Raw genomic sequence first — 23,948 nt, 5'->3', positions numbered from 1 at the left:
AAAGAGGGATTGACGCACAGTGCTCGACGTCAACTTCTTCGACGAGCTGCGGATCGGCCTTGCCACCGCGGACGACATCCGAACCTGGTCGCACGGCGAGGTCAAGAAGCCGGAGACCATCAACTACCGCACCCTCAAGCCCGAGAAGGACGGACTCTTCTGCGAGAAGATCTTCGGTCCTACCCGGGACTGGGAGTGCTACTGCGGCAAGTACAAGCGTGTCCGCTTCAAGGGCATCATCTGTGAGCGTTGTGGCGTCGAAGTCACGCGCGCCAAGGTGCGCCGTGAGCGGATGGGCCACATCGAGCTTGCCGCTCCCGTCACCCACATCTGGTACTTCAAGGGCGTCCCGTCGCGCCTGGGCTACCTGCTGGACCTCGCGCCGAAGGACCTCGAAAAGGTCATCTACTTCGCCGCGTACATGATCACGTTCGTGGACGACGAGCGCCGCACCCGCGACCTCCCGTCCCTGGAGGCGCACGTCTCCGTCGAGCGCCAGCAGATCGAGAACCGCCGCGACGCGGACCTCGAAGGCCGTGCCAAGAAGCTCGAGACCGACCTGGCCGAGCTCGAGGCCGAGGGCGCGAAGGCCGATGTGCGCCGCAAGGTGCGCGAAGGCGCCGAGCGCGAGATGAAGCAGCTGCGTGACCGCGCCCAGCGCGAGATCGACCGCCTCGACGAGGTGTGGGCCCGCTTCAAGAACCTCAAGGTCCAGGACCTGGAGGGCGACGAGCTCCTCTACCGCGAGCTGCGTGACCGCTTCGGCACGTACTTCGACGGCTGCATGGGCGCCGCCGCACTGCAGAAGCGCTTGGAGTCCTTCGACCTCGAAGAGGAGGCCGAGCGCCTCCGCGAGATCATCCGCACCGGCAAGGGCCAGAAGAAGACCCGTGCGCTCAAGCGCCTCAAGGTCGTCTCCGCGTTCCTGCAGACCAGCAACAAGCCCAAGGGCATGGTGCTCGACTGCGTGCCGGTCATCCCGCCGGACCTGCGTCCGATGGTGCAGCTGGACGGTGGCCGCTTCGCGACCTCCGACCTGAACGACCTGTACCGCCGCGTGATCAACCGCAACAACCGTCTGAAGCGGCTCCTGGACCTCGGTGCCCCCGAGATCATCGTGAACAACGAGAAGCGCATGCTTCAGGAGGCCGTGGACGCCCTCTTCGACAACGGTCGTCGTGGTCGTCCGGTGACCGGTCCCGGTAACCGTCCCCTGAAGTCCCTCAGCGACATGCTGAAGGGCAAGCAGGGTCGATTCCGTCAGAACCTCCTCGGCAAGCGCGTGGACTACTCCGCGCGTTCCGTGATCGTCGTCGGTCCGCAGCTGAAGCTGCACCAGTGCGGCCTGCCCAAGGCCATGGCGCTGGAGCTCTTCAAGCCGTTCGTGATGAAGCGCCTGGTCGACCTGAACCACGCGCAGAACATCAAGTCGGCCAAGCGCATGGTCGAGCGCGGCCGCACGGTCGTCTACGACGTGCTCGAAGAGGTCATCGCCGAGCACCCGGTTCTCCTGAACCGTGCGCCCACGCTGCACCGCCTCGGCATCCAGGCCTTCGAGCCCCAGCTGGTCGAAGGCAAGGCCATCCAGATCCACCCGCTCGTCTGCACCGCGTTCAACGCGGACTTCGACGGTGACCAGATGGCCGTGCACCTGCCGCTCTCCGCGGAGGCGCAGGCCGAGGCCCGCATCCTGATGCTGTCCTCGAACAACATCCTCAAGCCGGCCGACGGCCGTCCGGTCACGATGCCGACCCAGGACATGGTCCTCGGTCTGTTCTTCCTGACCACCGACGGTGAGCTCCGTGACACCAAGGGCGAGGGCCGCGCGTTCGGCTCCACGGCCGAGGCGACCATGGCGTTCGACAACGGCGAGCTCGCGCTCCAGTCGTCCGTCGACATCCGCTTCCCGGTGGGCACCATCCCGCCGCGTGGCTGGGTGCCGCCGGTCGCCGAGGAGGGCGAGCAGGAGTTCCAGCCGGGCGACAGCTTCCGTCTGCGCACCACCCTGGGCCGCGCGCTCTTCAACGAGCTGCTGCCCGAGGACTACCCGTTCGTCGACTACTCGGTGGGCAAGAAGCAGCTCTCCGAGATCGTCAACGACCTGGCGGAGCGCTACCCCAAGGTCATCGTGGCGGCGACGCTCGACAACCTGAAGGCGGCCGGCTTCCACTGGGCGACCCGTTCGGGCGTCACCGTGGCCATCTCCGATGTCGTCGTGCCCGAGGCCAAGAAGGCCATCGTCGCGGGCTACGAGGCGATGGACGAGAAGGTCCAGAAGCAGTACGAGCGTGGTCTGATCACCAAGGACGAGCGCACGCAGGAGCTCATCGCGATCTGGACCAAGGCGACCAACGAGGTTGCCGAGGCGATGAACGCGAACTTCCCCAAGACGAACCCCATCTTCATGATGGTTGACTCGGGTGCCCGAGGAAACATGATGCAGATGCGACAGATCGCCGGTATGCGTGGTCTGGTGTCGAACGCGAAGAACGAGACCATCCCGCGTCCGATCAAGGCGTCCTTCCGTGAGGGCCTCACCGTTCTGGAGTACTTCATCTCCACGCACGGTGCCCGTAAGGGTCTGGCGGACACCGCCCTGCGTACCGCCGACTCGGGTTACCTGACCCGTCGTCTGGTGGACGTCTCGCAGGACGTGATCATCCGCGAGGAGGACTGCGGCACCGAGCGCGGCCTGAAGCTGAAGATCGCCGTTCGCGGCGAGGACGGCGTGCTGCGCAAGGCCGACGACGTCGAGACCTCGATCTACGCCCGCATGCTGGCCGAGGACGTCGTCATCGACGGCAAGGTCATCGCGCCGGCCAACGTCGACCTCGGTGACGTGCTCATCGACGCCCTGGTCGCCAACGGCGTCGAGGAGGTCAAGACCCGCTCGGTCCTGACCTGTGAGTCCGCGGTCGGCACCTGTGCCTTCTGCTACGGACGCTCGCTCGCCACCGGCAAGCTGGTCGACATCGGTGAGGCGGTCGGCATCATCGCCGCCCAGTCCATCGGTGAGCCCGGTACCCAGCTGACGATGCGTACCTTCCACACCGGTGGTGTGGCCGGTGACGACATCACGCAGGGTCTGCCGCGTGTCGTCGAGCTCTTCGAGGCCCGTACCCCGAAGGGTGTCGCCCCGATCTCCGAGGCCGCCGGCCGCGTGCGGATCGAGGAGACCGAGAAGACGAAGAAGATCGTCATCACGCCCGACGACGGCAGCGACGAGACGGCGTTCCCGATCTCGAAGCGCGCCAAGGTCATCGTGCACGAGGGCGACCACGTCGAGGTGGGCCAGAAGCTCACCATGGGTGCCACCAACCCGCACGACGTGCTGCGCATCCTCGGTCAGCGTGCCGTCCAGGTCCACCTGGTCGGCGAAGTCCAGAAGGTCTACAACTCGCAGGGCGTGTCGATCCACGACAAGCACATCGAGATCATCATCCGGCAGATGCTGCGCCGCGTGACGATCATCGAGTCCGGCGACGCGGAGCTCCTGCCGGGCGAGCTGGTCGAGCGGTCGAAGTTCGAGACCGAGAACCGTCGTGTGGTTACCGAGGGCGGTCACCCCGCCTCCGGCCGTCCGCAGCTGATGGGTATCACCAAGGCCTCGCTCGCGACCGAGTCGTGGCTGTCGGCGGCGTCCTTCCAGGAGACGACCAGGGTTCTGACGGACGCGGCGATCAACGCCAAGTCCGACTCCCTGATCGGCCTCAAGGAGAACGTCATCATCGGTAAGCTCATCCCGGCCGGTACGGGCCTCGCCCGCTACCGCAACATCCGGGTGGAGCCCACCGAGGAAGCCAAGGCCGCGATGTACTCGGCCGTCGGTTACGACGACATCGACTACTCGCCCTTCGGCACCGGCTCCGGCCAGGCTGTCCCGCTGGAGGACTACGACTACGGCCCGTACAACGGCTAAGAGCTCGTAAGACGAAGCCCCCCGCTGCTCCGAGAGGAGCGGCGGGGGGCTTCTTCGTTCCCGGGGGAGGGGGAGAGGGAGGCGAGCGGAGGGGGAGCGGCAGGGGGACGGTCAGGCGCGGCGGCGGCGGGTGGCCGTCACCGTGGCGCCGATGAGGACCATCAGGGCGAGGGCGCCGCCTGCCAGGCCCGGGGTGAGGCCCCTGGGGGTGAAGGTGCAGGAGAGCGTGTCCGTGCCCGCGGGGAGGTGGACGGAGAGCAGGCCGTGGAAGCTCTTCGCCGGGGCGGAGCACTGCCAGCCGGGGGCGGCCGTCACGGCGAGGACGGCGGTGCGGTCCGCGCCGGGCGGCAAGGTCGCCTCGATCGAGTGGCCGCCGACGTCCACCCTGGTGGCCCCTGTGGCCGTCAGGCGCGACACGGCCGCGTCCAGCGCCGCGCGGTCCAGGCAGCCGAGCGGGTGCTGCCCGGCGTCGGCGCCCTGCGTACGGGTCCGCACGGTGACGTCGACCCTGCCCGAGGCGGGGACGGTCCCGAGCCGGGTCACGCCGGTCATCTGGTCCTCCAGCGGCTGCTCCGCGCCGCCGGCGCTCACGGTGCCGTACAGGGCGGGGGAGAACCAGTAGGCATCGGAGCCGGGGGCGCACGCGGCGGCGTAGGTCTGCTCGGAGGCGGTGCCCCCGCGGGTGACCTGCGGGACCTGGTAGACGCTTGCGCCCAGGACGTTCTCCTGGCGGGCGTAGACGCTGTCCGCCGGGTGGGGCGAGGTGAACGGGCCGGTGCGGACCGTCACCAGCGGCGGCGCCGGGAACTTCGAGGCCGTCCAGGTGCCCGGGGCGGCTCCCGGACGGACCCGCGCGCCGATCGAGAAGATCGCGTCGAGCACCGGGTTGTCGGCGCCGAAGAAGGTGCGGCCGTCGTTCTTGAAGCCGTAGCCGAGGGGCTCCAGCGCCTGGTAGGTGGCCTCGGGGAGGTAGCTGCTGTAGTACTGCGGGCCCTCCGCGCGCAGGGCCAAGGCGTCGTTGTACGAGGTCTCCGGCGCGCCCGAGTCCGTCCGGTAGGCGGGCCAGCCGTCCACTGCGCGGACGGCTGCGAAGTGCTCGCCGATCGACCGGTTCGAGGTGGCGATCGGTTTGGCCCAGCGTTCGCGGGCCCGGCGGGCGTCCGCGTTGGCCGCGGCGACGGCGGACTCGGCGAAGACGACGCCGATCATCAGGGCGGCCGCCACCGGGACGAGGCGGCGGTGCCTTTCGCCGAGGGAGAGCAGGACCAGCGCCAGCAGCGAGACCGCTCCGCCGCCGAGCACGGCGGGCCAGGTCCAGCCGCCGAAGTCGTCGGTGCGGCGCAGTACGAACGTGGCGGCGACCAGCAGCGCGGCGACCAGGGCCAGGTGCAGCGGGCGCGGCCGGTGGGCCAGGGACAGCCAGGCGACGACCACCACCATGCCGCTGAAGACGAAGGCCTCGCGGTACGGGTTGCCGTTCGGCACCGCCAGCCCGTGCCACACGTACTGCGTGGGCGGGAACTGGAAGGAGGCGACCACCAGCAGGGTCGCGGCGGCCCACACCAGCCGGGTCCGGCGCGCGACGGCGGTGTTGAGGACGAAGGCGCCGGCCAGGATCAGACCCAGCGAGGCGACGTAGAGGCGGGGCCGGCCGCCCCACAGGTGGGTGGCCGGGAGCATGCCCGAGAGGAAGATCTCGATGCGCACGGGGTCGAAGGCCGCCGCCTCGGTCGGCTGAGCGGAGCCGCTGGACAGGAACGACGGCAGGAGGAGGGGGAGCGTGAGGACGATGCCGGTGCCGGCGCCCGTCGCGGCCCGCCACAGGGCGCGCAGCCGCTGCCCGCCCGTCATCTCGCGGGTGAGCATGCGGACGGCCAGCAGGACGCAGGCGGCCATCGTGGCCATCATCGCGGTGTAGAAGTTCCCGAACCAGGCGAGCGCGACCAGCAGGGCCACGCCCGGCCAGCGGCGCTCCTCCAGGCACCACTCGACGGCGATGCCGAGCATCGGCAGGGCGACCAGGCCCCACAGCCACATCGGGATGTACGAGGCGTCGCTGAGCGCCCAGCCGCACAGGCCGTACGTGGCTCCGAGCACGCCGCGCTGCCACCACGGGCCGGGGTGCAGCTTGCCCAGGTAGAGCGTCATCAGGGCGGCCGCGGTGCCCATCGTGACCGGGGTGATCGCGAAGACGGCCAGGTCGACGTGGGCGCGCGGGACGAGGACGACCAGCCAGGAGAAGGGGTTGCCGAGGTAGGTGTGGTAGTCGGACAGGAACTGCTGGCCGAAGCCGCCGCGCCAGGTGAAGAGCAGGTCGCCGGCCGCCTGTCCGTGGACGAGGTCCCACAGCGCCCGGTGGAAGGGCACGTACTGGTTGGCCTGGTCGTTGAGGGCGCGGCCGGTGTCGCCGAAGGGGAAGGTGCCGCGGGCCGCCCAGGCCGAGCAGAAGGCGGCGGAGGTGACCAGGAAGGCCAGCAGGGGGCCGTAGAGCCGGCCGGCGGCCCGGACCGCGGTTCTGCGCGGGGTGGCGCGCGGGGCCGGGATGCGGGCGTCGACGTCGACGGTGGCCGGCTCGGGTGCCGCGGTCCCCAATGTCCTGCTCCCTGCTGATCGACTCGCGTGATCGACAGGCGCGTGTCCGCGCCCGGGCAAGCCGCCAGTTTAGGGCGCCGGAGGGGCAAACCCGGCACGCCGGGTACCTCCCGCTTGCGTCCGGCGTGTTTTCGTGCTGGGCATTTGTTTTGACCTACCTCTGTGAGGTAGGTACGCTCTGACCTTGTGCCTGGGGTGTGCCCTGGCTCCCGCGTGTGCGTAAGACCCCGCGGAGCCGAGAAGAACACACCGCGATCCGCGCCCTCCTTCACCTCGGTGGAGGCGTGCAGGATCCGACACACCCGACCGCGTGGGTCGGCAAATGTTCCAGGTTAGCTTCACTACACGGCACACAGAAACCGGAGAAGTAGTGCCTACGATCCAGCAGCTGGTCCGTAAGGGCCGGCAGGACAAGGTCGAGAAGACAAAGACCCCCGCGCTTGAGGCTTCGCCCCAGCGTCGCGGCGTCTGCACGCGTGTGTTCACGACCACCCCGAAGAAGCCGAACTCGGCGCTCCGTAAGGTCGCGCGTGTGCGTCTGACCTCCGGCATCGAGGTCACCGCTTACATTCCGGGTGAGGGACACAACCTGCAGGAGCACTCGATCGTGCTCGTGCGTGGTGGCCGTGTGAAGGACCTGCCGGGTGTTCGTTACAAGATCATCCGCGGTGCGCTTGACACCCAGGCTGTCAAGAACCGCAAGCAGGCCCGCAGCCGCTACGGCGCCAAGAAGGAGAAGTAAGAATGCCTCGTAAGGGCCCCGCCCCGAAGCGCCCGGTCATCATCGACCCGGTCTACGCATCTCCTCTGGTGACCTCGCTCATCAACAAGATCCTCCTGAACGGCAAGCGCTCCACCGCCGAGCGCATCGTCTACGGCGCCATGGAAGGCCTCCGCGAGAAGACCGGCAACGACCCGGTCATCACGCTGAAGCGCGCGCTGGAGAACGTCAAGCCGTCCCTCGAGGTCAAGTCCCGCCGTGTCGGTGGCGCGACCTACCAGGTTCCCGTCGAGGTCAAGCCGGGTCGCCAGTCGACCCTGGCCCTCCGCTGGCTCGTGGGTTACTCCCGCGCCCGTCGTGAGAAGACCATGACCGAGCGCCTGATGAACGAGCTGCTCGACGCCTCCAACGGTCTTGGCGCTGCCGTCAAGAAGCGCGAGGACACGCACAAGATGGCCGAGTCCAACAAGGCCTTCGCGCACTACCGCTGGTAGTCCCACCCCACATCGAGACCGAGAGAAGACCGAAGCCTTATGGCTACCACTTCGCTTGACCTGGCCAAGGTCCGCAACATCGGGATCATGGCCCACATCGACGCGGGCAAGACGACCACCACCGAGCGCATCCTGTTCTACACCGGTGTGTCGTACAAGATCGGTGAGGTCCACGACGGCGCCGCCACGATGGACTGGATGGAGCAGGAGCAGGAGCGTGGTATCACCATCACGTCTGCCGCTACGACCTGCCACTGGCCGCTCGACGACGTTGACCACACGATCAACATCATCGACACCCCCGGTCACGTCGACTTCACCGTCGAGGTGGAGCGTTCGCTCCGCGTCCTCGACGGCGCCGTCACCGTCTTCGACGGTGTCGCCGGTGTGGAGCCGCAGTCCGAGACGGTCTGGCGTCAGGCCGACCGTTACGGCGTGCCGCGCATCTGCTTCGTCAACAAGCTGGACCGCACCGGCGCCGAGTTCCACCGCTGCGTCGACATGATCAAGGACCGCCTCGGTGCGGTTCCGATCGTGATGCAGCTCCCCATCGGTGCCGAGGCCGACTTCACTGGTGTCGTCGACCTCGTCACGATGAAGGCGTTCGTCTGGTCCGCCGAGGCGACCAAGGGCGAGATGTACGACGTCGTCGACATCCCGGCCACGCACACCGAGGCTGCTGAAGAGTGGCGCGGCAAGCTGGTCGAGACCGTCGCCGAGAACGACGACGAGATCATGGAGCTCTTCCTGAACGGCGACGAGCCGTCCGCGGAGCAGCTGCACGCCGCCGTCCGTCGCATCATCCTCGGCTCCGGCAAGGGCAAGGGCGAGCCCACGATCACCGCGGTGTTCTGTGGCACGGCGTTCAAGAACAAGGGCGTTCAGCCCCTGCTCGACGCCGTCGTCCGCTACCTGCCGTCGCCGCTGGACATCGAGGCCATCGAGGGCCACGACGTCCGCGACGCCGAGGTCGTCGTGAAGCGCAAGCCTTCCGACGAGGAGCCGCTCGCGGCGCTGGCGTTCAAGATCATGAGCGACCCGCACCTCGGCAAGCTCACCTTCGTCCGGGTTTACTCGGGCCGCCTGGAGGCCGGCACTGCGGTGCTGAACTCCGTCAAGGGCAAGAAGGAGCGCATCGGCAAGATCTACCGCATGCACGCCAACAAGCGTGAAGAGATCGACGCGGTGGGCGCCGGTGACATCGTCGCCGTCATGGGCCTGAAGCAGACCACCACCGGTGAGACGCTGTGTGACGACAAGAACCCGGTCATCCTGGAGTCCATGGACTTCCCGGCCCCGGTCATTCAGGTCGCCATCGAGCCCAAGTCCAAGGGTGACCAGGAGAAGCTGGGTGTCGCCATCCAGCGTCTCGCGGAGGAGGACCCCTCCTTCCACGTTCACTCGGACGAGGAGACGGGCCAGACCATCCTCGGCGGTATGGGCGAGCTGCACCTCGAGGTGCTGGTCGACCGTATGAAGCGCGAGTTCAAGGTCGAGGCCAACGTCGGCAAGCCGCAGGTCGCGTACCGCGAGACGATCCGCAAGGCCGTCGAGCGTCACGACTACACCCACAAGAAGCAGACCGGTGGTACCGGTCAGTTCGCCAAGGTGCAGATCGCGATCGAGCCCATCACCGAGGCCGACGGCCCGGCGTACGAGTTCGTGAACAAGGTCACCGGTGGCCGCGTCCCGAAGGAGTACATCCCTTCGGTCGACGCCGGTGCGCAGGAGGCCATGCAGTTCGGCATCCTGGCGGGCTACGAGATGACGGGCGTCCGCGTCACGCTTCTCGACGGTGGCTACCACGAGGTCGACTCCTCCGAGCTCGCCTTCAAGATCGCCGGTTCGCAGGCCTTCAAGGAGGCCGCGCGCAAGGCTTCTCCCGTGCTCCTGGAGCCGATGATGGCCGTAGAGGTCACCACGCCCGAGGACTACATGGGTGACGTCATCGGCGACATCAACTCCCGCCGTGGCCAGATCCAGGCCATGGAGGAGCGTCACGGCGCTCGCGTCGTGAAGGGCCTCGTGCCCCTTTCGGAGATGTTCGGCTACGTCGGAGACCTCCGCAGCAAGACCTCGGGTCGCGCCAGCTACTCGATGCAGTTCGACTCCTACGCCGAAGTTCCCCGGAACGTCGCTGAGGAGATCATCGCGAAGGCCAAGGGCGAGTAACTCTTCGGAGTCCACGCTTTAGGCTTGTCACCGGAACCCCTGGGGCATCGGCAGCAACAGCTCCGTTGCCCCGGGGAACCGGATCCCAGCAAAGATCACCTGGCGCCGATCTGTAAGGCGTACAGAACCACTCTCCAGGAGGACCCCCGTGGCGAAGGCGAAGTTCGAGCGGACTAAGCCGCACGTCAACATCGGCACCATCGGTCACATTGACCACGGTAAGACGACCCTCACGGCCGCCATTACCAAGGTGCTGCACGACGCGTACCCGGACCTGAACGAGGCCTCGGCCTTCGACCAGATCGACAAGGCTCCTGAGGAGCGCCAGCGCGGTATCACCATCTCCATCGCGCACGTCGAGTACCAGACCGAGGCGCGTCACTACGCCCACGTCGACTGCCCCGGTCACGCGGACTACATCAAGAACATGATCACGGGTGCCGCGCAGATGGACGGCGCGATCCTCGTGGTCGCCGCCACCGACGGCCCGATGCCGCAGACCAAGGAGCACGTGCTCCTGGCCCGCCAGGTCGGCGTCCCCTACATCGTCGTCGCCCTGAACAAGGCCGACATGGTGGACGACGAGGAGATCCTGGAGCTCGTCGAGCTCGAGGTCCGTGAGCTGCTCTCCGAGTACGAGTTCCCGGGCGACGACCTGCCGGTCGTCCGCGTCTCCGCGCTGAAGGCCCTTGAGGGCGACAAGGAGTGGGGCGAGAAGCTTCTCGGCCTCATGTCCGCCGTCGACGAGGCCATCCCGACCCCGCCGCGTGACACCGAGAAGCCGTTCCTCATGCCCGTCGAGGACGTCTTCACGATCACCGGTCGCGGTACGGTCGTCACCGGCCGTATCGAGCGTGGTGTCCTGAAGGTCAACGAGACCGTCGACATCATCGGTATCAAGGAAGAGAAGACCACCACCACGGTCACCGGTATCGAGATGTTCCGCAAGCTGCTCGACGAGGGCCAGGCCGGCGAGAACGTCGGTCTGCTCCTCCGTGGCATCAAGCGCGAGGACGTCGAGCGCGGCCAGGTCATCATCAAGCCCGGTTCGGTCACGCCGCACACCGAGTTCGAGGCCCAGGCCTACATCCTGTCGAAGGACGAGGGTGGCCGTCACACCCCCTTCTTCAACAACTACCGTCCGCAGTTCTACTTCCGTACCACGGACGTCACGGGTGTCGTCACCCTGCCGGCCGGCACGGAGATGGTCATGCCGGGCGACAACACCGAGATGTCGGTCGCGCTGATCCAGCCGGTCGCCATGGAGGAGGGCCTGAAGTTCGCCATCCGTGAGGGTGGTCGTACCGTGGGCGCCGGCCAGGTCACCAAGATCACGAAGTAATTCGTGCTCTGACCTGGTAGCTCGCTGCAGCGGGCACCAGTTCCACAGAAGGGCCCCGGCCCACCGCTTCGGCGGTGGGGCGGGGCCCTTCGGCGTTACGGGGCCGCCCGCGCGGGAAGGGCCGGCGGCGCGCGAAGGGCCCGGTACGGAAAGAGGCCGCACCCCCCGGTCGGGGAGTGCGGCCTCTTCTCGTACGGCGGGGGAGCCGGGTCAGCTCACGCGGAGCGACTCGGTGAACTCCTTGCAGGCGGCGTAGTCGGGCAGCAGCCCGGTCGCGATCGCGTCGGCCAGCGTGGGGGCGGCCTCGTCGCGGGCCGAGAGCAGCGGGACGTCGGCCGGCCACTCGATGGCGAGGTCGGCGTCGAGCGGGTGGACCGAGTGCTCGCCGGTCGGGTTGTACGTCTCCGAGCACAGGTACGACAGCGTGGCGTCGTCGCTCAGCGCGCAGAAGCCGTGGCCGAGGCCCTCGGGGATGTACACCGCCCGACGGTCCACGTCGTCCAGGCGGACGCCCTCCCACTTGCCGAACGTGGGGGAGCCCACCCGCAGGTCCACGATGACGTCGAGCACGGCGCCCCGTACGCAGGTCACGTACTTGGCCTGGCCGCGGGGCACGTCGGCGAAGTGGATGCCGCGGACCACGCCCGCGGAGGAGACGGAGAGGTTCGCCTGCGCCAGGTTCAGCGGGTGGCCGACGACCTCGGCGAGCCGGTCGAAGCGGTACCACTCGGTGAACAGGCCGCGCGGGTCGCCGTGCAGCTGCGGGGTGACCTCGAAGGCCCCCTCGATGGAGAGTTCGCGGAACTTCACCGGGCCTCGTCCTCCTCGGCGAGCAGCGCGAGCAGGTAGTCGCCGTAGCCGCTCTTCGTCAGCGGCTGGGCCAGCTCGCGCAGCTGGGCGGAGTCGATCAGGCCGGCCCGCCAGGCCGCCTCCTCGATGCAGCCGATCTTGAAGCCCTGGCGCTCCTCTATCACGCGCACGAACTCGGAGGCCTGCACCATCGAGACGAAGGTGCCGGTGTCCAGCCACGCGGTGCCGCGGTCGAGGATGGTGACGTTGAGCTCGCCGGCCTGGAGGTAGGCGTCGTTGACGGCCGTGATCTCCAGCTCGCCGCGGGCGCTGGGCTTGAGGCCCTTGGCTATCTCGACGACGCGGTTGTCGTAGAAGTAGAGGCCCGGCACGGCGTAGCGGGACTTGGGCTTGACCGGCTTCTCCTCGATGGAGATGGCCTGGCCCGTCTCGTCGAACTCGACGACGCCGTACGCCGTCGGGTCCGCCACGGGGTACGCGAACACGCGGCCGCCCTTGGCGTCGGTGTGCTCGGCGAGGCGGGTGCCGAGGCCACTGCCGTGGAAGATGTTGTCGCCGAGGATCAGGGCGACGGACTCGTCACCGATGAAGTCGGCGCCGAGGACGAACGCCTGGGCGATGCCCTCGGGGCGCTCCTGGACGGCGTACTCCAGCCGCAGGCCGAACTGCGAGCCGTCGCCGAGCAGGCGCTCGAACTGGTCGCGGTCGTCCGGGGTGGTGATGATGAGGATCTCGCTGATCCCCGCCATGACCAGGGTGGACAGGGGGTAATAGATCATCGGCTTGTCGAAGACGGGCAGCAGCTGCTTCGAGACTGCCCGGGTCAGCGGCCAGAGTCGCGATCCGGTGCCACCGGCCAAGAGGATTCCACGCATGGGGAGAACCCTATGCGAGAGGGCATGGGGGAGCCGAGCTCGGGGCGTGTGACGTTCGGCGGGGCCGCTAGACTCTTCGTATTATGCGCATCCTCGTGACCGGCGGCGCCGGCTTCATCGGTTCAGAATTCGTCCGCCAGCAGCTCGGCGCAGATGCCACGGCCCGGATCACGGTCTTCGACAAGCTGACCTACTCCGGCGTCGAAGAGAATCTCGCGCCGGTCGCGGACCACCCCGGATACACCTTCGTCAAGGGCGACATCTGCGACGCGGAGGCCGTGGACCAGGTCATGCCCGGCCACGACGTCGTCGTGCACTTCGCCGCCGAGTCCCACGTGGACCGCTCGATCGCCGGTGCGGGTCCGTTCGTCATGACGAACGTCGTGGGCACCCAGGTCCTGCTGGACTCCGCCCGCAAGCACGGCGTCGGCCGCTTCGTCCACATCTCCACCGACGAGGTCTACGGCTCGATCAGCGAGGGCTCCTGGACGGAGGAGTGGCCGCTGGTGCCCAACTCCCCGTACTCCGCCTCGAAGGCGTCGTCCGACCTGCTGGCGCTGGCGTACCACCGCACCCACGGCATGGACGTGGTGGTCACCCGCTGCTCCAACAACTACGGGCACTACCAGTTCCCGGAGAAGGTCATCCCGCTGTTCGTCTCGAACCTGATGGACGGCAAGAAGGTCCCGCTGTACGGCAACGGCGGCAACGTCCGCGACTGGCTGCACGTCTCCGACCACTGCCGCGGCATCGACCTGGCCATGCGCAAGGGCCGCGCCGGCGAGGTCTACAACATCGGCGGCGGCACCGAGCTCACCAACAAGGAGCTGACCGGCGTCCTGCTGGAGGCCGCGGGCCTGGGCTGGGAGATGGTCGAGCAGGTCGAGGACCGCAAGGGCCACGACCTCCGCTACTCGATCGACATCAGCAAGATCGGCGCCGAGCTGGGCTACGCCCCGCAGGTCACCTTCGAGGACGGCATCAAGGCCACCATCGACTGGTACCGCGAGAACCGCGCCTGGTGGGAGCCGCTGAAGGCGAAGGCGGCCCTGCAGAAGTGAGCACCAACCCGCGCGAGGGGCGCTGGCTCGTCACCGGCGCCGCCGGGATGCTCGGCCAGGACGTCATGGCCGTGCTGAAGCGGGCCGGGATCGAGGCCGTGGGCCTGCGCCGGGCCGACCTCGACATCACCGACCCGGCCGCCGTCCGGGCCGCGGTCGAGGGCGTCGACGTGGTCGTCAACTGCGCCGCCTGGACCGATGTCGACGGCGCCGAGACCGCCGAGGACGCCGCCACCGCCGTCAACGGCACCGGCGTCCGCGTCCTCGCCGAGGCCTGCGCCGCCGCCCACGTGCGCCTGCTGCACGTCTCCACCGACTACGTGCTGCCGGGCGACGCCTCGCAGCCGTACGCGGAGGACGCCGAGACCGGCCCGGTCAACGCCTACGGGCGCAGCAAGCTGGTCGGCGAGCGGGCCGTGACCGAACTGCTGCCGCAGGACGGCTACGTGGTCCGCACCGCCTGGCTGTACGGCGAGCACGGGCCGAACTTCGTCGCCACCATGCTGAAGCTGGCCGCCCAGCGGGACACCCTGGACGTCGTCGACGACCAGCACGGCCAGCCCACCTGGTCCTACGCGCTGGCCCGTCAGCTGGTCGAGCTCGGCCGGGCCGCCCTGAAGGGCTGGGCCATGGGCGGGATCTACCACGGCACCGCGAGCGGCCGGACCACCTGGATGGGACTCGCCCGCGAGACCTACCGGCTGAGCGGGCTCGACCCCGAGCGGATCCGGCCCACCACCTCCGAGGCGTTCGTACGCCCCGCCGCCCGCCCGGCGTTCAGCGTCCTCGCGCACGACCGCTGGGACGAGGCGGGCGTGGCCCCGCTCGCCGACTGGCGCGAGCAGCTGGCCGAGGCGCTGGCCACCCCCGGTTACACGGCACTGGCCCGGCAGGCCCGGGACGGCCGAGCGGGATGAAAAGCCTGCTGAACAAGCTGAGCGCGGCGCTGCCGCCGGGCACCGTCGCGGTGGCCGGCGGCACCGTCGTGCTCGGCGCGGCCTCCTACGTCCACCTCGGCGTGGCCGGCCACAGCCTGTCCACCGAGGCCATGGCCAACGTGTCGGTGCTGTGGACGATCGTGATGTCCGTCGGCATCGGCGTCTTCTTCCCCATCGAGCAGGAACTCACCCGGATCGTCTCCGCCCGCGTGGTCCTGGGTCAGGGCAGCGCCCCGGTGCTGCGCCGCGCGACCCTGCTCACCGGGGGGATCCTCGCCGTCACCCTGCTGGTGCTCGGCCTGGGCGCGGGCCCCCTCGCGGACCTCCTCTTCCACGGCGACCGCGCCCTGGTGGCGGCGCTCGGCGGCGCCTTCGCCGGCATGGCCGCCTGCTACCTGACCCGCGGTCTGCTGGCCGGCCTCGGCCGGTTCGGCGCGTACGGCACCCAGCTCGCCGTCGACGGCGGCCTGCGCATCGTGCTCGCCTTCGCCTGCGCGGTCTTCGGGCTGCACTCGGCGCTGGCCTTCAGCCTGATCCTGGCCGTCGCGCCCGTCGTGGCGACCCTCGTCACCCTGCCCGCGCTGCTGCGCGCCGTCGGACCCGGCGAGCCGATCGCCTGGCGCGAGCTGTGGGGGGGCCTCGGGCTGCTGGTCTGCGCGACCCTGCTGTCCCAGCTGGTCGTCAACGCGGCCGTCATGAGCACCAAACTGCTGGCCCCCACCGACAGCGCGCTGATCGCCGCGCTGATGAGTGCGCTGGTCCTGGCGCGGGTGCCGCTCTTCGTCTTCGGCTCGCTCCAGGCCTCGCTGCTGAGCGGGCTCAGCGCCGCCTTCACGGCCGGCGACCGGGCGGCGTTCTGGGCGATGCTGCGCCGCATCGGCCTGGTCGTCGGAGCGCTCGGACTGCTGGGCGGGGTACCCGCCACGGTCCTGGGGCCCTGGCTCATCGAGGTGCTCTTCGGCGCCGAGGAGCCGGTGCTGGGCTGCCTCGACTTCTTCCTGCTGTCCGCCGGCACCGTGGCGTACATGTTCGCGATGGTGCTCGGACAGGCGCTCATGGTATTCAAGCGCCACAACCTGCAGCTGCTCTGCTGGGCCGTCGGTACCGCGGTCCTGGTGGGCATCACGCTGGCGCCGGGCGACGTGGCCCTGCGCGTGATCGTCGCCTACGCACTGGGGTCCACCGCCACCGTGCTCGCTATGCTGGCAGCCCTGAGGCTGAGCTTCCCCGGAGCCGCCGCGGCAGCCGGTGAAGGCCCGCGGCAGCTGGCCGACGCAAGCGGCCCGGGCGTGGGCGCGGTCGGGAGATGAGCATGCCGGCCCAAGACGTCACACCGATCACCGAGCACTCGCATGTGCCACATTCCGCTGGAGCTACCGTGTCCCAATACGACGATGTCTGGCTGGTCATACCGGCCTATAACGAGGGCCAGGTGATCGCCGACGTGGTGGAGGGGGCCCGCAAGACGTTCCCCAACATCGTCGTCGTCGACGACGGCAGCACCGACGACTCGGCCGAGCACATAGCGACCACCGGCGCCCACCTGGTCCGTCACCCCGTCAACCTCGGCCAGGGCGCGGCCCTGCAGACCGGCCTCACGTACGCGCTCGCCCAGCCCGGCGCCCAGTACTTCGCCACCTTCGACGCCGACGGCCAGCACCAGACCAAGGACGTCGAGAAGATGGTCGCGGTGCTGCGGCGCGGCGAGGCCGACGTGGTGCTCGGCTCCCGCTTCATCGAGCAGAACGGCCAGGTGCCGTGGATCAAGCAGGTCGTGCTGCGCACGGCCGCCGCCGTCAGCCCGACCGCGCGCAAGCTCAAGCTCACCGACGCGCACAACGGCCTGCGCGTGCTGGGCCGTGAGGCCGCCGAGCAGCTGAACATCACGATGAACGGCATGGCCCACGCGTCCGAGCTGGTCGGTTTCCTCGCCGGCTCCACGCTGCGCGTCACCGAGGTACCGGTGGACATCCTGTACACCGACTACTCACGCGCCAAGGGTCAGTCCCTGATCAACGGCGTCAACATCCTTTTTGACATTTCGCTGCGGGAGCGTGGGCGTCGATGAAGTACTTCTGGATTCAGCTGCTGCTGATCGTCGGCTCGGTGTCCATGGCACTGATGTTCATCCGGACCTGGAGCCAGGCGAAGAACCGGGCCTGGAAGCGCATAGCGTTCTCCGCGTTCGTCGTCGTCAACGTGTACGCGGTGCTCCGCCCGACCGACGTCACCTGGGTCGCCCAGCAGCTCGGCGTCGGCCGTGGCACCGACCTGGTGCTGTACGTGATGGTGCTCGCGATGGGCTTCCTCACGCTCAACACCTTCCTGCGCTTCCGCTCGCTGGAGAAGAAGATCACCGACCTCGCCCGGACGGTGGCCATCAACGAGGGCGTGCGCCACAACGACGCGCGCCTCGGGCAGGACGTCGCCGCTCCCGCGCAGGCCGGTGCGAAGGCCGACGCGGACGCCGATGCCGACGCCGACTCCGTGAAGGCCTGAAGCTCCATGGTGACCTTCGACTTCATGCTCCCCTACTACGGGGACGTGCAGCTGATGCAGGACGCCGTCCGCAGCGTCCTGGCGCAGACGGACCGGGACTTCCGCCTCGTCGTCATCGACGACGGCAAGGAGCCGGAGGTGCCCGGTTGGTTCGAGCAGCTCGGTGACGAGCGCGTCCACTACACGCGCAACGAGCAGAACCTCGGCATCACCAAGAACTTCCAGAAGTGCGTGCGGCTCTCCGAGGCCGACTACGTGGTCATCATGGGCTGCGACGACCTCCTGCATCCGCACTACCTGGAGACCGTCCGCGGGATCATCGGCGCCCACCCGGGCATCGGCATGGTCCAGCCCGGCGTCGAGGTGATCGACGGCGCGGGCCAGGTGACCCAGGGCCTCGCCGACAACACCAAGAAGCGGCTCTACGCACCGCAGGTCAAGGGCCGCCGGCTGATGGCCGGCGAGGAGCTGGCCGCCAGCGTGCTGCGCGGCAACTGGCTCTACTTCCCGTCGATCGCCTGGCGCGGCGAGGTGCTGCGCAAGGTGAACTTCCGCGACGACTACTCGGTGATCCAGGACCTCGCGCTCGTGGTCGACCTGCTCGAAGGCGGTGAGCAGATGGTCGTCGACAACTCCACGACCGTCTTCCAGTACCGCCGTCACGCCGTCAGCGAGTCCTCGGTCCAGGCCTTCTCCGGGACCCGCTTCGCCGAGGCCGAGCGGTACTTCGCCGCGGTGGCCGAGCGCATGGACGCCCGCGGCTGGCCGAAGGCGGCCCGCGCGGCGCGCTTCCACAGCGCCTCCCGCCTGCACGCGCTCACGATGCTCCCCGGTGCGCTGCGCCGCGGGCACCGCGAGGGCGCCCGTACGCTGGCGCGCCACGCGTTCACCTCCGGGCAGAGCTGAGCCACCGCCCCCCTCGCACGACGAACGGCCTGCCGCCGGTCCCAGGACCGGCGGCAGGCCGTTCTCGTCGTCTCCGCCCGTCAGTTCTCCGCGGGCTTGGGCTTCACGGGCCTCGTGGGGCCGCGGAACGGCGGGACGTACGGCTCGCACTTGCCCCACTGCGCGAACTTGGGGCACTTGCCGTTCGGCAGCCGGACGTTGTGCGCGTACCAGGCGAGCTGACCGGCCGAGTTCTCCTTGGGGTCGCGCGGCATGAAGGCGTCCGCCGTGGCCGAGCCGGCCAGCCCGAAGAGCAGACCCAGCGCGCACAGCGCACCCAGGACGACGGACCGCGGACGGTTCGCGGCGGACTGGCGGACGCGTCCGGCCAGCGGCACCTCGACGTCGTGCGCGCGGATCCAGGCCTGGATCCGCCCGACCGCGAGGTACACGGCGAGGCCGGTCAGCGCGATCAGGCAGTACAGGATCTGGTGGCTCGTGCGCGGGTAGAGCTGGACGACCTGGTCGCGCTCCATGTGCGAGGCGTACCAGTAGCGCAGCAGGAACGCGCTGCCCGTGCACGCCGCCAGGGTCAGCACCAGCGGCTGGCGCAGGCCGAGGCCCAGGGCCACGCCCAGCCCGCCCACCAGCACGATGGTGAAGAGGCCGACGCCGCCGAGCTCCCCGATCGGGGAGTAGGCGAGGGTGCGCAGCGGACCGGGCGTGGAGGCGGCCCAGGTGGCGAAGTAGCCCGGGTCGCTGGCGGTGTCGTAGTAGAAGTACGTGTCCTTGGTCGAGCCGCTCGCGCCGAGCAGGTCGACCAGATAGGCGCCGGCCAGTACGAGGAAGACCGCGAGGCCCGACACCAGGGGCACCAGGCCGTTCAGCAGCCCGCGCAGCCCGCCCGAGCGGGCCAGCCCGACGAGCAGCACCGAGAAGAGCACGACCACGCCGATCGAGGACCAGACGAACCAGCCCGCGTACAGCAGGAACAGCACGGCGAGCAGCAGCCCGAGGCCGGCCCCTATGGCGATCGTCCGCTTGCGGCCCAGGAGCGCGGACCGCTGCACCACCTGCACCAGCTTGGCGAAGACGGGGATCACGATCATCAGGACGAGGGGGGAGTAGGGCTTGTACGGGTCGACCAGCGGCAGCGTCGCCGTCACCCCGATGCCCAGTGCCCACAGCGGGGGCAGCAGCATCCGCCAGGCCAGGTAGGCGGCGGGGCCGGTGAGCGCGAGGAAGCCGATCATGACCCACTTCGAGGCCTTCGGCACGTCACCGTCGAAGAAGGTCTCCGCCGCCCAGGCCAGCAGGTGCGGGAAGCCGGGCGGGTACTCGGGCGGCAGGGGCACGCCGTCGATGACGTCGTACGCCCACTGCTGGAGGTTGCCGACGTCGCCCCAGTTCGCGTAGATCGGCCAGGGCGTGCCGCTGAGGCCGACGATGTTGCCGGACGCGGTCACGCCCGTGGCCAGGCCGGCCACGGCGGCCGCGCCGATGCGCGCCGCGGCCCCCGGCATCACCCGGGCGACGAGCCAGTACAGCAGGAGCGTCGCCGTGAGCAGGACCACCAGCCGCAGCTGGATCCCCGCGAGCCCGCTGACCTGCCCGATCCGGGTCATCGGGTTGATCCGGATGCGCATGCACAGGACGATGAGCAGCAGGGCGGCGCCGAGGGAGGCGACCACCTCCGCGCCTATGAGGGCGAAGGCGCGGGCCAGCCCGCCGCCGCGTCGGCGTGAGGCCCGGCGATCGCGTGCCGGGGCCGGTACCGATGCCGGCGCGGGAGCGGTGACAGTCATGGCCGCCAATTTACCTCCCGGCCCATACCCCGCGTGACTGCTCTGCGTCAACGGTGGGCCATGGCTTGGGTGCAGTTGGTACGGTTGCGGCGACGAAGGCCGTGCGCAGAACCGTGGGTGCGCCCTCGAAATCCGACCAGAACAGGAAGTGCCAGGGGTGCAGTCCGCAACCGAGACCAGGGACGCGGCTGCCGCGTCCGCCCCTGAACGGGCCGGGGAGTCGCCCAGGACACAGCAGCTGCTGGCGCGGGCGCAGTCCCTCGTCGGGCGCACGTGGTTCTGGCCGGTGACGCTCGTCACCGGATACCTGACGCAGGTGCTGTTCCGCCTCGTCCTGGTGTGGGGCAACAGCTACCCGTCGGTCCACGCGGACGAGGCCTCCTACCTCGTGCTGGCCCGGGTGCTCGCGGGCCGCTCGACGACGGAGATGCCGGTCGGATCGGTCATCCCCGGCGGCTACCCGCTGCTGATCTCCCCGTCCATGTGGTTCACGGACGACCCGGTCACCGCGTACCAGCTGGTCATGGGCATCAACACGCTGATCAACGCGCTGGTCTTCCCGCTGGTCTTCATCGCCCTGCGCAGGCTCGACCTGCCCAAGGGCCTCTCGGTCCTGATCGCCATGGCGGCCGCGCTGATGCCGCCGGTGGTCTTCTACTCCGAGTTCGTCATGTCCGACACCCTGCTCCCCGTGGTCCTGCTCGGGTGGCTGATCACCCTGCACGGCTGGCTGAGCGAGGGCGAGCCGCGCCGCCGCCTCCAGTACGGCCTCGGGGCGGGCCTGTTGGCCGGCTTCTCCATGGCGGTGCACGACCGCGGTGGCGTGGTCGTCGCCCTCACCGCGCTGGTGCTGGTGGGAGCGCTCGTCTTCAAGTGGGCGCCGCTGCGCACCACGCTCGCCGCGTGGGCAGGGCTCGCCGTCTCCGTGGCCGGCGCCAAACTGCTCGCCATGTGGCTGGAGGCGCAGTTCAAGGACACCCCGCCGAGCTCGGTGGGCACCCAGGTCCTGGACAACCTCGTCGACCCCGACCTGCTGCGCCGCACGATCACCCGCTCGATCGGCCAGCTCTGGTACTTCTCCGTCTCGTCCTGGGGCTTCGGCGCGCTCGCCATCGCGCTGATGGTGTTCGCGGTGTTCAGCCCGCGCTTCACCCGCGCCTCGCGGGTCGTCTCCTTCGTGATGGTCGCCCTGCTGTACGGCATCGCGCTCGCCGCGGCGGCCGGACTGCCGACGGACGCGCGGATCGACAACTGGGTCTACGCCCGCTACCTGGCCCCGCTCGTCCCGGCGTTCTTCCTGGTCGGCGTCGCCGCGCTCTACCGCGCACGGGCCGGGGCGCTGCTGCGCCTGGTGCTCGGCGCGGTGGTGTTCACCGTGCTGACCGCCGAGTTCGTGATCATCGTGGTCGGCAAGGGCCTCTACAAGCTGGCCATCATCCAGTGGGCCATGCCCGACGCCCTGTTCCTGGCCTCGGAGTGGTCGAAGCTGCACATGTGGCGGACGATGGCCGGCGCCCTGCTGGTGCTCGCCGCGTGCGTGCTCTTCAAGCTCGCCGGCGGCCGCCGCGTCATCTGGGCCGTGGCGGTGTCGCTGGCCCTGTTCGCGGCGTACGCGACCGCCACGGTCACCTCGAACGTCGCCGAGCCCTACGCGAAGCACCGCAAGCCGCAGGCCGTCGGCTTCACCAAGTCGGCCGGACTCAAGCCCGGCGAGAGCCTGGTGATGGACTGGGACGTCGACTGGGGCCTGCGGATGGGCCAGTCGTACCAGGTGTTCGAGGGACGGGTCTGGACGAAGGACCTGGAGAACGGCGACAAGCCCCCGGCCAAGGCGGACGCGGCCGTGCTCCAGTTGACCGCCGAGGACGCCAAGCCGGAGGCCACCTGGCCGCACGCCCCCGCGGGCTGGTACGTCGCCAAGGTGAACAAGGCGCAGGGCTGGGTGCTCTGGCGCCACCACTGACCTCGCCCCGGGGGACCCCCGGTGGGCCGGTCGCACACCCGTGCCAGTAACATCCGGCCGATCAGTGGTGTCACCCGGTGAGCTCGCGAAGCAGGGGTTGGGGAAACAAACTTGAGACTAGGTCGTGCGCGCGGTACGGCATTGGCCGCCGCGCTCGGAGTCGTGGCGGTACTGGGATTCCAGGGAGCCGCCAACGGCTTCGGCTCGGATTCCCTGGATGACAAGGGCCTGCGGCGCTACAGCGCTCCCGGCAAGGCGAGAGGGCCCGTCGAGGGCAAGGTCCACAAGCTCGCGCTGAAGCCGAAGGGGACCGGCAAGACCGTCCTGTCCCAGCAGGACACCAAGCCCTTCGGCCTGCTGGGCGTCTCCTGGACCGACCCGGCCGCCCAGGTGAAGGAAGGGGCCATCGAGGCCCGCACCCGCAACGCCAAGACCGGCAAGTGGTCCGCGTGGGTCACCCTGGAGCAGGCCAAGGCGACCCTCGACGGCAAGCGCCCCGGGCTGCGCGGCGCCACCGAGCCCGTCTGGGTCGGCCTGTCCGACGGGGCCGAGGTCCGGCTGGGCGGCGACACGGCCGCCACCGCGCTCCCCGCCGGCCTGGAGCTGAACCTGGTGGACCCGGGCTCGGCGAGCGCCGCCACCAAGAAGGGCGCCCTGAACGCCGAGCCGGCGGCCTTCGCCGCCCCGGCGGTCGACCCCGCTCCGACGCCCGAGCAGCCCCCGACGGTTCCCGGGCCGGCCTCGACGGCGCCGAAGCCCGCGATCGTCTCGCGCGTCGACTGGGGCGCGGACGAGACCCTGAACAACGAGGGCCCGATCTACCTCCCCGGAGCGAAGATCAAGGCGGCCTTCGTCCACCACACGGCGGCCTCCGCGCCGTACGAGTGCAGCGAGTCCGCCGCCATCGTCCGCGGCCTGCACGTCTACCACGTGCAGACCAACGGGTGGCGCGACCTCGGCTACAACTTCCTCGTCGACAAGTGCGGCACGGTCTTCGAGGGCCGTCAGGGCGGCGTCGACCAGCCCGTGATGGGCGCGCACGCCTTCGGCTGGAACTCCGAGTCGACGAGCGTCTCCGTCCTCGGTGACTACACGAGCGCGGGGGCCTCGGCCGCCGCCCTCGACGCCATCTCCCGGGTCGCCGCGTACAAGCTGGGCCAGTACGACGCCGACATGAGCGGCACGACGACGCTGCGCGCGGGCGCCTCGCAGAAGAACTACTTCGGCAAGGACTTCGTCGAGGGACAGTCGTACGAGTTCAAGACGCTCTCGGGCCACCGCGACGGCTTCAACACCCAGTGCCCGGGCAACTCGCTGTACCCGCAGCTGGAAGCCCTGCGCCAGTCGGGCCCCGCGGCCCGGCTGAAGGTCTCCTCGGTGAACGGCGCCCCGGCCCAGCCGGGCTCCTCCTTCCAGACCCCCGGCCCGGTCTCCCTCGGCTGGGAGACCAGCACGGCGAGCGCCCTGGTGAGCAAGTTCGAGCTGCTCGTGGACGACAAGGTGGTCGCCACCACCGCGGGCACCGCCCGTACGGCGTCGACGACGCTGGCCCTGGGCAGCCACCAGCTCCAGGTCCGGGCGACCACGACGAACGGCAAGGTGGCCACCAGCCTTCCGGTGACGGTCGTCGCGGAGGTCAAGGACGTCAAGTTCGTCCCGGTCACCCCGAAGCGCCTGATGGACACCCGTGAGGGCCTGGGCGTGCCGCAGGCCAAGGTCGGCGGCGGCAGCTCGGTGACCCTGCCCGTGGCGGGCGTCGGCGGCATCCCCGCCAGCGACGTCACCGCGGTCGTGCTGAACGTGACCGCGACCAACCCGACGGCGTCGAGCTACGTGTCGGTGTACCCGAGCGGGACCATCCGCTCCAGCGCG

The 23,948-nt window shown here is 69.5% G+C and carries 17 protein-coding genes; 13 read left to right on the top strand and 4 right to left on the bottom strand.

Translation table 11 applies throughout. The features are described 5' to 3' along the window. Positions 1 to 19: 19 nt before the first annotated feature. Positions 20 to 3,919, top strand: coding sequence for a DNA-directed RNA polymerase subunit beta' (locus tag ACF059_RS27875; protein ID WP_366865882.1), 3,900 nt, complete (start codon positions 20 to 22; stop codon positions 3,917 to 3,919). A gap of 111 nt (positions 3,920 to 4,030) precedes the next feature. On the opposite strand, the gene ACF059_RS27870 is transcribed toward ACF059_RS27875, so the two are convergent. Continuing rightward, on the bottom strand, positions 4,031 to 6,511 hold the full coding sequence (locus ACF059_RS27870) for a YfhO family protein (protein WP_392062186.1): 2,481 nt from the start codon (positions 6,509 to 6,511) through the stop codon (positions 4,031 to 4,033). 370 nt (positions 6,512 to 6,881) lie between these two features. On the opposite strand from ACF059_RS27870, the gene rpsL reads away from it, so the two are divergent. From rpsL to tuf, 4 genes are all read left to right on the top strand, one after another. Beyond that, positions 6,882 to 7,253 carry a 30S ribosomal protein S12 gene (gene rpsL / locus ACF059_RS27865; protein WP_007265893.1) on the top strand — a complete coding sequence of 124 codons (372 nt, stop codon included), beginning with the start codon at positions 6,882 to 6,884 and terminating at the stop codon, positions 7,251 to 7,253. 2 nt (positions 7,254 to 7,255) lie between these two features. Further along, positions 7,256 to 7,726 (top strand): 30S ribosomal protein S7, encoded by a 471-nt coding sequence (rpsG, locus tag ACF059_RS27860; RefSeq protein ID WP_007265894.1) that lies wholly within the window; start codon positions 7,256 to 7,258, stop codon positions 7,724 to 7,726. Between the two features lie 39 nt (positions 7,727 to 7,765). After that, complete coding sequence (gene fusA, locus ACF059_RS27855) at positions 7,766 to 9,898, top strand: elongation factor G (protein WP_366865880.1); 2,133 nt, start codon at positions 7,766 to 7,768, stop codon at positions 9,896 to 9,898. A 148-nt stretch (positions 9,899 to 10,046) separates the two neighbouring features. Continuing rightward, positions 10,047 to 11,240 (top strand): elongation factor Tu, encoded by a 1,194-nt coding sequence (gene tuf, locus ACF059_RS27850; protein WP_030653602.1) that lies wholly within the window; start codon positions 10,047 to 10,049, stop codon positions 11,238 to 11,240. A gap of 210 nt (positions 11,241 to 11,450) precedes the next feature. Here the strand turns inward: tuf and rfbC are convergent, their stop codons facing one another. After that, entirely contained in the window at positions 11,451 to 12,050 is a 600-nt protein-coding gene (gene rfbC, locus ACF059_RS27845) for a dTDP-4-dehydrorhamnose 3,5-epimerase (RefSeq protein ID WP_392062181.1), read from the bottom strand. Further along, positions 12,047 to 12,925 carry a glucose-1-phosphate thymidylyltransferase RfbA gene (gene rfbA / locus ACF059_RS27840; protein WP_392062178.1) on the bottom strand — a complete coding sequence of 293 codons (879 nt, stop codon included), beginning with the start codon at positions 12,923 to 12,925 and terminating at the stop codon, positions 12,047 to 12,049. Before rfbA ends, rfbC begins: the two co-directional genes overlap by 4 nt. 83 nt (positions 12,926 to 13,008) lie before the next feature. Here rfbA and rfbB point away from each other — a divergent pair, with 83 nt between their 5' ends. The 6 genes from rfbB (at position 13,009) to ACF059_RS27810 (ending at position 18,329) form a co-directional block, all read left to right on the top strand. Then, on the top strand, positions 13,009 to 13,986 hold the full coding sequence (gene rfbB, locus ACF059_RS27835; protein WP_360890951.1) for a dTDP-glucose 4,6-dehydratase: 978 nt from the start codon (positions 13,009 to 13,011) through the stop codon (positions 13,984 to 13,986). Further along, positions 13,983 to 14,903, top strand: coding sequence for a dTDP-4-dehydrorhamnose reductase (gene rfbD / locus ACF059_RS27830; RefSeq protein WP_392062175.1), 921 nt, complete (start codon positions 13,983 to 13,985; stop codon positions 14,901 to 14,903). Before rfbB ends, rfbD begins: the two co-directional genes overlap by 4 nt. Further along, a complete protein-coding gene (locus ACF059_RS27825) occupies positions 14,900 to 16,234 on the top strand; it encodes a lipopolysaccharide biosynthesis protein (protein WP_392062172.1) in 1,335 nt (444 codons plus the stop codon). The genes rfbD and ACF059_RS27825 overlap by 4 nt, the downstream gene beginning before the upstream one ends. 68 nt (positions 16,235 to 16,302) lie before the next feature. Continuing rightward, complete coding sequence (locus ACF059_RS27820; RefSeq protein WP_360890960.1) at positions 16,303 to 16,992, top strand: glycosyltransferase family 2 protein; 690 nt, start codon at positions 16,303 to 16,305, stop codon at positions 16,990 to 16,992. Beyond that, positions 16,989 to 17,423 (top strand): DUF2304 domain-containing protein, encoded by a 435-nt coding sequence (locus ACF059_RS27815; RefSeq protein WP_392062169.1) that lies wholly within the window; start codon positions 16,989 to 16,991, stop codon positions 17,421 to 17,423. Before ACF059_RS27820 ends, ACF059_RS27815 begins: the two co-directional genes overlap by 4 nt. Before the next feature lie 6 nt (positions 17,424 to 17,429). Continuing rightward, a complete protein-coding gene (locus tag ACF059_RS27810; RefSeq protein ID WP_392062166.1) occupies positions 17,430 to 18,329 on the top strand; it encodes a glycosyltransferase family 2 protein in 900 nt (299 codons plus the stop codon). Between the two features lie 80 nt (positions 18,330 to 18,409). Here the strand turns inward: ACF059_RS27810 and ACF059_RS27805 are convergent, their stop codons facing one another. Then, a complete protein-coding gene (locus tag ACF059_RS27805) occupies positions 18,410 to 20,113 on the bottom strand; it encodes a hypothetical protein (protein ID WP_392062163.1) in 1,704 nt (567 codons plus the stop codon). A gap of 157 nt (positions 20,114 to 20,270) precedes the next feature. Here ACF059_RS27805 and ACF059_RS27800 point away from each other — a divergent pair, with 157 nt between their 5' ends. Both ACF059_RS27800 and ACF059_RS27795 read left to right on the top strand, forming a co-directional pair. Next, positions 20,271 to 22,076 (top strand): hypothetical protein, encoded by a 1,806-nt coding sequence (locus ACF059_RS27800; protein ID WP_392062160.1) that lies wholly within the window; start codon positions 20,271 to 20,273, stop codon positions 22,074 to 22,076. A 162-nt stretch (positions 22,077 to 22,238) separates the two neighbouring features. Then, positions 22,239 to 23,948, top strand: a 1,710-nt coding sequence (locus ACF059_RS27795) for an N-acetylmuramoyl-L-alanine amidase (protein WP_392062157.1), incomplete at its 3' end; no start/stop codon positions are given.

The sequence above is a fragment of the Streptomyces sp. NPDC016562 genome, assembly GCF_043076955.1.
Classification (GTDB): domain Bacteria; phylum Actinomycetota; class Actinomycetes; order Streptomycetales; family Streptomycetaceae; genus Streptomyces.
The sequence above is the reverse complement of the archived record's forward strand: the minus strand, read 5'-3'. Positions and strand labels throughout refer to the sequence as shown.